The 10,441-nt window shown below is 59.2% G+C and carries 9 protein-coding genes; 2 read left to right on the forward strand and 7 right to left on the reverse strand.

What is annotated here, in order from left to right:
- The 6 genes from galE to BMZ35_RS20380 all read right to left on the reverse strand — a co-directional run.
- On the reverse strand, positions 1-971 hold a 971-nt coding region (gene galE / locus BMZ35_RS20355; RefSeq protein WP_093092394.1), incomplete at its 3' end, for a UDP-glucose 4-epimerase GalE.
- Positions 972-988: 17 nt separating this feature from the next.
- Positions 989-1,882: a UTP--glucose-1-phosphate uridylyltransferase GalU gene (galU, locus tag BMZ35_RS20360; RefSeq protein WP_093097213.1), complete on the reverse strand. Its 894-nt coding sequence runs from the start codon at positions 1,880-1,882 to the stop codon at positions 989-991.
- Positions 1,883-2,032: 150 nt separating this feature from the next.
- Positions 2,033-3,493: a mannose-1-phosphate guanylyltransferase/mannose-6-phosphate isomerase gene (locus tag BMZ35_RS20365; protein WP_093097215.1), complete on the reverse strand. Its 1,461-nt coding sequence runs from the start codon at positions 3,491-3,493 to the stop codon at positions 2,033-2,035.
- 3 nt (positions 3,494-3,496) lie between these two features.
- Positions 3,497-4,372 (reverse strand): glucose-1-phosphate thymidylyltransferase RfbA, encoded by an 876-nt coding sequence (gene rfbA / locus BMZ35_RS20370; protein ID WP_093097218.1) that lies wholly within the window; start codon positions 4,370-4,372, stop codon positions 3,497-3,499.
- Positions 4,369-5,241, reverse strand: a complete 873-nt coding sequence (gene rfbD / locus BMZ35_RS20375; protein ID WP_093097220.1) for a dTDP-4-dehydrorhamnose reductase — start codon at positions 5,239-5,241, stop codon at positions 4,369-4,371. The genes rfbA and rfbD overlap by 4 nt, the downstream gene beginning before the upstream one ends.
- 66 nt (positions 5,242-5,307) lie before the next feature.
- Positions 5,308-5,763, reverse strand: coding sequence for an Lrp/AsnC family transcriptional regulator (locus BMZ35_RS20380; protein ID WP_093097223.1), 456 nt, complete (start codon positions 5,761-5,763; stop codon positions 5,308-5,310).
- A gap of 136 nt (positions 5,764-5,899) precedes the next feature.
- On the opposite strand from BMZ35_RS20380, the gene BMZ35_RS20385 reads away from it, so the two are divergent.
- Positions 5,900-6,958, forward strand: a complete 1,059-nt coding sequence (locus BMZ35_RS20385) for a Glu/Leu/Phe/Val family dehydrogenase (protein WP_093097225.1) — start codon at positions 5,900-5,902, stop codon at positions 6,956-6,958.
- Positions 6,959-7,179: 221 nt separating this feature from the next.
- Here the strand turns inward: BMZ35_RS20385 and BMZ35_RS20390 are convergent, their stop codons facing one another.
- Positions 7,180-8,562, reverse strand: a complete 1,383-nt coding sequence (locus tag BMZ35_RS20390) for a transposase (protein WP_093097228.1) — start codon at positions 8,560-8,562, stop codon at positions 7,180-7,182.
- Between the two features lie 298 nt (positions 8,563-8,860).
- Between BMZ35_RS20390 and BMZ35_RS20705 the strand changes: the two genes are divergently transcribed.
- The gene (locus BMZ35_RS20705; protein WP_110680271.1) at positions 8,861-10,255 is read left to right on the forward strand and encodes a calcium-binding protein; all 1,395 of its coding nucleotides are present in this window, start codon (positions 8,861-8,863) and stop codon (positions 10,253-10,255) included.
- Positions 10,256-10,441 lie beyond the last annotated feature (186 nt).

Genomic DNA, 10,441 nt, shown 5'->3' on the forward strand with positions numbered 1-10,441 from the left:
CCGTTTTGGTGCCATCTCCAGGCATCTGCGATCATGATGTCCAATGTGGAACGTTTCGGGGTCCAACCTAGCTCTTTCCCCGCACGTGTCGAGCCGGAAACCAGCTTGGTACAGTCGCCGGGGCGGCGCGGTCCCTCTTCATACGGCACGTCCCGGTTGGTCACGGCGCGGGAATGATCGATCACTTCGCGCACCGAGAACCCGGATCCGGTGCCAAGGTTGAAGACACGGCTGCCCTTGTCATCCTCCAGCCACTTCAGGCCCAGAACATGCGCATCCACCAAATCACAAACATGCACGTAATCCCGGATACATGTGCCATCCGGCGTATCGTAATCCGTGCCAAAAATCGTCAGCGCTTCCCGCTTGCCATCAATCGCGTCCAGCATCAGGGGAATAAGATGGGTCTCAGGGCGGTGAAACTCGCCCACTTCCGCCTCCGGGTCGCCCCCCGCTACGTTGAAATAGCGAAAAATCACATGACGCAGCCCAAAAGCACTCTCGAAATCCTTGAGCATGTCTTCAATGGCGCGCTTGGACGATCCATAGGCATTGATCGGGTGCTGCTCGACACTTTCATCCAGCAACACATTGTCATGCTCGCCATAAGTTGCACAGGTTGAGGAGAACACGAAGTTTCGGCACCCCGCAGCAACCGTCGCCTCGATCAAACTCAGCGAACCGCCCACATTGTTGAGCCAGTATTTGCCCGGCTCCTTCATGCTCTCGCCAACCTGGCTGAGCGCGGCAAAGTGCATCACCGCAACCGGCTGGTACTTGGCAAACACCGCATCCAAGCGCGCCCGGTCCAGAAGATCCCCCCTTTCGAACGGGCCGAACTTCACGGCGTCTTCCCAACCGGTGCACAGATTGTCGTAGGTGACGGGAACATAGCCCGCCTGACGCAACGCCTTGCAGGCGTGCGAACCAATGTATCCGGCACCGCCGGTTACGAGCACATGGTCGGCCATGTCATTTCCTCTTCAGATTATTGAGCGACCTTGCGCATTGCGACCATCTCTTCAAGATAGGCCGCCAACTCGTCCCGAAGATCATCTCGCGCCAGTCCGAAGGCCAGGGTCGCCTGAAGGAAGCCCACCTTTGAGCCGCAATCATAACGCTGTCCGGAAAAGCGATACCCATACACATTGCGCTCCTGTTCGATCTCAGCCGCGATGGCGTCGGTGAGCTGGATTTCGCCGCCTGCGCCGCTCTTTTGATTGCGCAGGTTCCTCAAAATCGTCGGTGCGAGAATGTAGCGGCCAATCACAGCCAGGTTCGATGGCGCATCCTTTGCCGCGGGTTTTTCCACCATCCCGTTAACGGAAACCAATGATCCCATGTCTTCCTTGACGTCCAGAACTCCGTAGGAAGACGTTTTTTCCGCCGCAACTTCCATCGCAGCCACTATGCTGCCACCGGTTTCTGCATAGGCATCCACCATTTGTTTCAGACAACCGGTTTCACCCGCGATGACATCGTCCGGCAGGATCACCGCGAAGGGTTCGTTCGCGATCAGGCGATGCGCACACCAAACCGCATGGCCAAGGCCAAGCGCTCTGTGCTGACGGATATAGGCGATGGCGCCGCTTTCCATATTCGTCTGCTTGAGTGTTTCCAAAAGTGCATCCTTGCCCTTCTTGCGCAGTTCCTGTTCAAGCTGCGGCGCATGGTCGAAATAGTCCTCCAGCGCCCCCTTGCCGCGCGACGTGACAAAGATGAATTCCTTGATCCCCGCTTCTCGTGCTTCATCAATAGCGTATTGAATCAACGGACGGTCAACCAAGGTCATGATTTCTTTGGGAACCGATTTCGTGGCGGGCAGGAATCGCGTACCCAATCCCGCAACGGGAAAAATTGCCTTGGTAATTTTATTTTTCATTGGTTGGTAAAACCTTTTCAAGTGCGTTTTAGCGAGTGGACGTCATGTTCTAAATCGTTCGAATGCTGACGGGAATCCTGATAACGATCAACATCCTCTGAGACAACTCGTCAATTGTCCGCACACAGGCCGAGGCCTTGTGCATTGTAATCAGTCCGTACCGTCCGGCCCGCGAGCATAGACGTCTTCATGGCGGGTGATGTCGTCTTCGCCGAGATACGATCCGGTCTGCACCTCGATCAGGACCATCGGCACTTTGCCGGGGTTTTCCATGCGGTGCACGGCGCCCAGCGGAACATAAACAGACTGGTTCTCGCTCACCAGGCTGACCTTATCATCCACAGTTACCTTGGCCGTGCCCTGTACGACGATCCAGTGTTCGGCCCGATGGTGATGGGACTGTAGCGATAGCGCCGCGCCGGGATGCACATGGATGCGCTTCACCTGAAACCGATCTCCGATCGCCAGGCTCTCGAACCAGCCCCAAGGGCGGTGATCCTTTGGAAACATAGTGGCCTGATCAGCGTTTTTTTCTTTCAGGGCTGTGACTGCAAGTTTAACGTCCTGTGCCCGACTTGAATCGGCCACCAGTACCGCGTCAGGCATAGCCACTGCGATGATGTTTTTCAGCCCGATGCCGACCACTTCGAGCCTGTCATCCTCTGAGCGCAGCAGTGTCTCTACACAGTCGATTGCGGTTGCATTGACGCTGGTGGCGACACCCTGTGCATCCTGTTCTGTTTCCCGCCAGACAGCGTCCCAACCACCCAGGTCGGACCAGCCTGCGGCAAAGGGCACCACTGAAAGGTTGTCAGCGTGTTCCATGACTGCATAGTCGATCGAGATATCCTCGGCCCCGGTCCAGGAGCCAGGATCCAGCCGCAAAAAGCCCAGATCTGGCTTGCCTTGCGCCACCGCCGCCCGTACCGGGGCGATGAGCGCCGGGGCATGTGTTTTGAAGGCGGTCAGAATGGCGTCTACCGAAAACAGGAAGATGCCAGCGTTCCATAGAAAGGTCCCTGCCGCCAGCATTTCGGCGGCGCGGCTGGCATCAGGCTTTTCGACAAATCGGGACAGGGTCAGGGGTTTCGCGGCAAAACTGCCGGGGTCTTCGGCCAGTTCCAAATAGCCATAGCCGGTTTCCGCGTGCGTCGGCTTGATGCCGAAGGTCACAAGTTGCCCGGCTTGGGCTGCGGGAGTACCCGCCTCGACCGCGGCGCGAAAGGCGTCCGGGTCTGGTACCACGTGATCTGAAGGGGCCACCAGCATCAGCGCGTCCGGATCCTGTCTCTCCAGCCATAGTGCGGCCGCCAACACGGCTGGCGCAGTGTTTCGTCCCTCGGGTTCGATCAAGATCGCACCCGGGTCAATCCCGGCCTCGGCCAGCTGCTCGGTGACGATAAAACGGAAATCAGAATTGGTGATGACCAGCGGTGGTCCGTACTCGTGACCAGATAGCCGCGCTGCTGACGCCTGGAACAGGCTCTTCTCGCCGATCAGGCGGGAAAATTGCTTGGGATAGCTCTTGCGGCTGAGCGGCCAGAGCCGGGTGCCCGAGCCTCCGCAAAGCAGCACCGGGGTAATGGTGGGCGGACTGTATTCCGTTGTCATGTCTCAGCCCTCCAACAGCTGCAAAAGATAGGTGCCATAACCGTTCTTGCCAAAGGCTTCGGCGTAGCCGCGCAATTGGTCGTCGCTGATCCAGCCCGCCTTCCATGCGATTTCCTCGGGGCTGCCGACCTGTTGGCCCTGCCGTTCCGAGAGCGTGCGCACGAAATTCCCCGCATCCAGCAGCGACCCATGTGTGCCGGTATCTAGCCAGGCATAGCCCCGTCCCATCAGTTCCACATTGAGCGCCCCGTCCTCAAGATACATTTCCAGCAAGCTGATGATCTCTAGCTCGCCGCGCGCGCTTGGCGTGACCGTGCGGGCGCGTTCCGGCGCGCTGCCATCAAGGAAATAAAGCCCCGTCACCGCATAGGGCGAGGGCGCCTTTACCGGCTTTTCCACCAGCCCGCGCACCGCGCTGCTCTTGTCGAAATCCACCACGCCATAGCGTTCCGGATCAGCCACGCGATAGCCGAACACACTGCCCCCGGTGGCGCGCGCATCTGCCGCCGCCAGCCGCTCCGGCAGCCCGTGGCCAAAAAAGATATTGTCCCCCAGCACCATCGCGCTTGGCGCGCCATCGAGAAAACCCTCGGCCAACAAATAGGCCTGCGCCAGTCCGTCCGGGCTGGGTTGTTCGATATAGGTCAGCGCCAGCCCCCATTGGCTGCCATCCCCCAGCGTGCGCTGGAACTGGTCCTGATCCTGCGGGGTGGTGATCACCGCGATCTCGCGGATCCCGGCCAGCATCAGCACCGAAAGCGGGTAATAGATCATCGGCTTGTCATAGATCGGCACCAGCTGTTTCGAGATGCCGATGGTGATCGGATACAGCCGCGTCCCCGTGCCACCTGCTAGAATGATGCCCTTGCGTTTGCTCATGGTGTCTTTTCCAACTCCCGGATCACACAGGGCACTACCTTGGCCAACCCCGCCTTCCAATCCGCAGGTGTAATCCCGAAATCTGTCTCCAGCGTGGCGCAATCCAGTCGGGAATTCAGCGGTCGCCTCGCCGGGGTCGGGTAATCCTTGCTGGGAATGCCTGTCACCGTCACCTCCCGTCCTGCGATAGAAAATGTTTCGCGCGCGAAACCGGCCCAGCTTGTCGCCGGGCTGCCCGCGTAATGATAGGTTCCACCCCCCTGCCCGCCCACCATGGCGCGGGCCATGGTGACAAGCGTTTGGGCAATATCCGCCGCCGGGGTAGGCCCCCCGATCTGGTCCTCGACCACACTCAGCGCATCGCGGCTTTCGGACAGGCGCAGCATGGTCTTCACGAAATTGCTGCCATGGGCTGAAAAGACCCATGACGTGCGCAGGATGGCATGGTGTCCCCCGGTGGCGCGCACCGCAATTTCCCCGGCCAGCTTGGAGCGCCCATAGGCGTTGACAGGGGCCACCGGATCGCCGGGGGCATGGGGCGTGGTGCCAGAGCCGTCAAACACGTAGTCGGTCGAGATATGCAGAAAGGGCAGGGCGCGTTCTGCCGCGGCATGCGCCATCGCGCCGGGCGCCTCCCCGTTGATGACCGTGGCCAGCGTCTCTTCGTCTTCGGCGGTGTCGACACCTGTGTAGGCAGCGGCATTGATCACCGCATCGGCCCCGGTTTGCGCAATATGCGCGACACAGGCCGCCGGGTCGCCCAAATCCGCCCGGTCCCGCCCCAGAGCGACAATCTCCAGCCCCGGCCCCGCCAGCGCCTGTATCTCCCGCGCCACCTGTCCGGTCTGTCCAAAGACAAGAAGTTTCATGCAATCCGTCCGGTTCCCGAAATATGTCTCAACTCTAGCGCCCCGCGGCCGATCCGCAATCGCGCATCATGGATCGGGCAACACGTCGCGCTGCACCATGGCGCGCAGGGCAAAGTTCGAGCGCATATTGCGAATGCCAGGCACTTTCATCAGCCGATGTTCGAGAAAGGCGTCAAAGGCTTCAAGATCCGCCGCCACCACCCGCAAGAGAATATCGCGCGACCCGGTCATCAGGTAGCACTCCATCACCTCGTCACAGCGGCGTATCGCCTGCTCAAAGGCGCCGATCGCATCGCGCCCCTGCTGTTCCAGCTCGACCGAGACAAAGATCGTCACCGGCAGGCCCAGCTTGCGCGCATCCACTCGCGCGCCATAACTGGTGATCACGCCCTCTTTCTGCAACCGCTCAAGCCTGCGGGCGCAGGGGGTCGGCGACAGGCCCACGGTTTCGGCAAGGTCGGACACGGTGATCCGCCCGTCCCGCTGCACCGCGCGGATGATTCTGCGATCAATGGCGTCCATGACGTATTTACCTAATTTGTGCCGTGTTATTAGGGAAAAGCTCTAACATACTCTTGGAGCTCGGGCAAATTTTGGCGAAAACCGCTCCGCGCGCCGTGGCACATAGGACAAAACGCCAAACAGGAGGAGAGGGCACATGTCCGCCACCCCGGAAATCACCCGCCTTGAAGTCGCCAGCCATGAAACCGTTCTGCGCGTACATGACGGCGCTCTTGGCCTGACCGGGTTTATTGCCCTGCATTCCACCCATCGCGGCCCGGCTGCGGGCGGGTTGCGCATGCGCGCTTACGCCAGCGAAGACGCAGCACTCACCGATGCGCTGCGCCTCAGCGAAGGCATGACCTATAAAAACGCCGCCGCGGGCCTGCCGCTTGGCGGGGGCAAAGCGGTGATCATGGGCGATCCCGCCACCAAGACACCGGATCAGCTGCGCGCCTTTGCCCGCGCCATCGACACGCTGGGGGGGCGCTACTGGACGGCCGAAGACATGGGCATGAGCCCCGCCGACATGGCCGTGATGGCAGGTGAAACCCGCTTTGTTGCCGGTCTGCCGGATGGCAAATTCGCCAGCGGCGATCCCTCTCCCATCACGGCGCGCGGCATCTTCAACGCCATCCGCATCACCGCCCGCCACCGCCTTGGCAGCGATGATCTCACCGGGCGGCGCGTTGCGGTGCAGGGGCTGGGCCATGTCGGCGCGCATCTCTGTGATTTGCTCAACAGGGCCGGGACCAGGCTGATCGTGGCCGATATCGATGCGGCGCGCGTGGCAGAGACTCAGGCGCGCTATGGCGCCGAGACCGCTACGGCGGACGGCATCCTTGCGGTCGAGGCCGATATTCTCGCCCCCTGCGCCATCGGGGCGATCCTCAACGCCGACACCATCCCCACCCTGCGCGTGGCGGCGGTGGCGGGTGGGGCCAACAACCAGCTCGCCACCCCCGAGGACGGCGCCCGCCTGCATGACCGCGGCATTCTCTACGCGCCCGATTTTGTCGCCAATGGCGGGGGCATCATCAATGTCGCCACCGAGATCCTCGCGATCGAGGACCGCGCCGGTTTTGTCGACGAGAAACTGGCCGCGCTCGAGGTCACGATGGACCGCATCCTGACCCGCGCCGCGCAGACAAACCGCAGCCCCGACGCGGTGGCCACCGCCATCGTCGACGAAATGCCCCAGGCCCGCGCCGCCTGATCCATGGACAGAGGGGGCACCCAACCCTCTCTTTTCAATGGTCACAAGGGGGTCGCTTACGGCTGGAGGCGAAATAATACGCTAACGCCGGAGCAGCTCTTCGGGCGGCGCGCAGAGAAGGTCTGCAAGGAGCCGATTCCGTTGAAAAAGTCGGCGGATCTGGAGTCCCTGCTTCGACTGCCGGATGAATTGGTGCAGGCAATCTATGGCCAGCCCGGCACCTATCCGGCGACGGCCATCATCGGCTTGAGCTTTGCCAGTTTCCTGAGGTTTTGGGCTGTTGCTGCGAGGGTAAATTCATCTTGGACGCCGCATGGACCGCGTAATCGGAGGCGGCCCAACCCAAGGATGCGTTTGAGATGGGCGAAGAGCATCTCGACTTTCTTCCGCCGCGCCTGAGCCTTGGGATTGAACTCGGAGGCGGTGCATTGGCGGGCGAACTCCCGGACGGCTTCATATTTCTCGCGATGGACCGCGCGGGCCTCTGAGTTCGGGCAGCATTTGGCTTTCAGCGCGCAGCCTGTGCAATCGGACTTCCGCGCCCGATATTTACGGGCTTTCCAAATTGGTGTGTTGCGCGCGGGATCGGAATAGGTCCGCCAAGTGTGCCGCATCTCCTTGCCGCCCGGGCAGATGTAGCGATCGTTCTCGTCATCCCATGTGAAGTCGGATCGCGAGAAGGTTCCGTCGGTCCGTTCACCTTTGTCGAAGACCGGGATGAAGGGAAGGATTTGGCGCTTCAGCGTTAGCCAAACCAGATTGTCGGACGACCCGTAGACAGTGTCAGCGGCGATCCAGTCAGGCTTCACGCCAAAGCGCTCTTCCGTGCGGTCGAGCATCTTACGCATCGCACCAACTTCGGCGGTCTTGTTCGACCGGCTTGCGTCTACATCCAAGATGACGCCGTGGTCCGTGTCGATCAGATAGTTGTCGGAATACGCAAAGAAAGCGGGACCTTTGCGCGCCGCCGTCCACTGGCTGGCAGGGTCGGCATGGGCTGTGAACTTGGGCTTCGCAGTGGTCGCCGCACCGAAGGCTTCGTCGTCCAACGTGTCGAGATACTCGCGCACAGCACGAGGCGCATTAATCGTATCAATCTGGCGCGCTGCCCAATCTTCAGGGTTGCTCGAGTTCTGCTTCTGAACATCGGCACTGATCAAGCTGGCATCGACGGCGAAGCCATGACCACCAACCAACCCTTCCGCCACACAACGTGCGACAGTCGTCTCAAACACATGGCGCAACAAGTCGCTCTCGCGAAAGCGGCCGTGTCGATTCTTTGAAAAGGTCGAATGGTCCGGGATGCGATCCGTCAGGTCGAGGCGGCAAAACCAGCGGTACGCCAGGTTGAGGTGCACTTCTTCGCAGAGCCGTCGTTCTGACCGGATGCCAAAGCAGTACCCAACCAATAGCATCCGGATCAGCAACTCGGGATCGACCGAAGGACGACCCGTGTGGCTGTAGAAATCCGCCAGATAGGAGCGGATGCTGCTCAGATCAACGAAGCGGTCAATCGACCGCAGCAGGTGATCCTGCGGAACATGTTCCTCCAGCGAAAACTCGTAGAACAAAGCCGCTTGCGCTTCCTGCTTCGGTCCCATCATCGCAAACCCTCCCGCTCGTCGAGAGAATTGAAGCAGCAGCTCGCGGCCCGATCAAGGAAGAGTTTTTCAACGGAATCAGCCCGAAGCGGCCAAATGCAAAGACTTTACAAGATGTAATGTGCTGCGTGGTCGTATCGAGCCTTAGTCGTGCTTCCGAAGCACATATTACTGGTTTCAACACCTTTCAATTTTAGGTATATTAAATTATTACCGTTGCTCGGTAAATGAGAGCTTTTTTGACGTATGTCACCAGAACACAGTAACGGGTCCTGACCCTAAGGAATGGAGGAGCAACTAAATGGCAGAATTGAAAGCTTGGCATGCTATTGACATCAATGACATCGACCTAAATTGGTACGAAAGAAACTTCTACGATGATACCTTTTACAATGATGAATATTTCAAAATCGAAGGCCAAACTTACGAGGACTTGTACGTTGTCAACGGATGGGATGGGTATGCCGACCTTGGGCTTGGTTTAGCTGGCTCGGGCTTCTCGTTCGACTCTTATGGCGTAGCGATCGGGGGAAGAGTGACAGCCATTACGGAATTTTTTTGGAACGGAGACTATATCTGGGCTATTCAGGGTATATCTGTTTCGGCAAATTCAATTTATGATGCGGCTTTGACTTTGAGCACCGCAGACGAATTCCAAATCATCGCCGATGCTCTTTCTGGCAACGATATTATGGACTTATCCTCGGGCAACGATCGGTTCAGTGGGTTCTCAGGAAAGGACTCAATTTTTGGCAATGGAGGCAATGATAGTCTTTTTGGTGGCAATGGAGATGACACGATCAATGGGGGAACCGGAAACGACGAGCTGAATGGCGGTGACGGTTTCGACACGCTTGACGGCGGCGACGGCAATGACACAATAAATGGAGGTAACGGGCGTGACAAAGTGATCATGGGCAAAGGCGAAGATCTTTATCAGGATAACAGTCAGGGCGGCGTTCTGGGTCAGGACACTGTGCATGGCAACCAAGGCAACGACACGATCGAGGGTGGCGCAGGTAACGATGTTTTCTTCGGTGACCTCGGCAATGACGTGATCCGGGGACGGGTCGGCAATGACAAGCTCTATGGCGGCGACGGGTTCGACACTCTCCACGGGGGTGACGGCAATGACCGAGTCTGGGGCGGCAATGGTCGGGACAAGGCGTTCCTCGGCAAAGGCAACGACGTGTTTTTTGACAATGCCCAAGGCGGCACCTTGGGGCAGGACACGATCTTCGGCGGGATCGGTTTCGACACGATCAACGGCGGGGCGGGCAACGACGTGTTCGCAGGCAACCAGGGCAATGATGTAATCTTCGGCGCCGACGGAAACGATAAGCTCTACGGCGGCGACAATGCCGATAAGCTCTATGGTGGCAACGGCAAAGACTCGCTGTGGGGTGGTAATGGCATCGACCAGCTGACAGGCGGAGCGGGGCTCGACACGTTCTACTTCGCCAACGGGTTCGGGACGAACACGGTGTTTGGTTTCTCAGCCGATGACGGCGAGGATATCAGCCTTGCAGGCGTGACGGCGATTATCGATTTCGCCGACCTGATCGCGAACCACTTGGTCAACGCGGGCGGTACGGCGCAGATCGTGGACGGGGCGAATTCCATTCTGCTCAACGGCGTCGCGTTTGCAGATGTCGGAGTGGGGCTGCTTTACTCGGCGGATGACTTCATCTTCTAAAAGGGTGTTGGGGAGTAGTGCACAAATACCCGCAGACTCCCGTTGTGAATGAGGGAGCCTCGGGTGGGCAGGTCACAGGCACTCTCCCTATTGCTCTGACACCCGAAAATTCAGCCATTTCTGATTAGAGTTTTCCGCTACGATTTCCTGGCTGGGAGAAGGAGCGGATTCGATGAAAGCATCGAG

Source organism: Shimia aestuarii, assembly GCF_900114635.1.
In the GTDB taxonomy this organism is placed as follows: Bacteria; Pseudomonadota; Alphaproteobacteria; order Rhodobacterales; family Rhodobacteraceae; genus Shimia; species Shimia aestuarii.

Bases quoted from the DNA above. Each gene is read 5' to 3' on its own strand.
- BMZ35_RS20705 (WP_110680271.1), top strand. From the start codon at position 8,861: ATGGCAGAATTGAAAGCTTGGCATGCTATTGACATCAATGACATCGAC.
- galU (WP_093097213.1), bottom strand. From the start codon at position 1,882: ATGAAAAATAAAATTACCAAGGCAATTTTTCCCGTTGCGGGATTGGGT.
- BMZ35_RS20390 (WP_093097228.1), bottom strand. From the start codon at position 8,562: ATGATGGGACCGAAGCAGGAAGCGCAAGCGGCTTTGTTCTACGAGTTT.
- BMZ35_RS20380 (WP_093097223.1), bottom strand. From the start codon at position 5,763: ATGGACGCCATTGATCGCAGAATCATCCGCGCGGTGCAGCGGGACGGG.
- BMZ35_RS20385 (WP_093097225.1), top strand. From the start codon at position 5,900: ATGTCCGCCACCCCGGAAATCACCCGCCTTGAAGTCGCCAGCCATGAA.
- rfbD (WP_093097220.1), bottom strand. From the start codon at position 5,241: ATGAAACTTCTTGTCTTTGGACAGACCGGACAGGTGGCGCGGGAGATA.
- rfbA (WP_093097218.1), bottom strand. From the start codon at position 4,372: ATGAGCAAACGCAAGGGCATCATTCTAGCAGGTGGCACGGGGACGCGG.
- BMZ35_RS20365 (WP_093097215.1), bottom strand. From the start codon at position 3,493: ATGACAACGGAATACAGTCCGCCCACCATTACCCCGGTGCTGCTTTGC.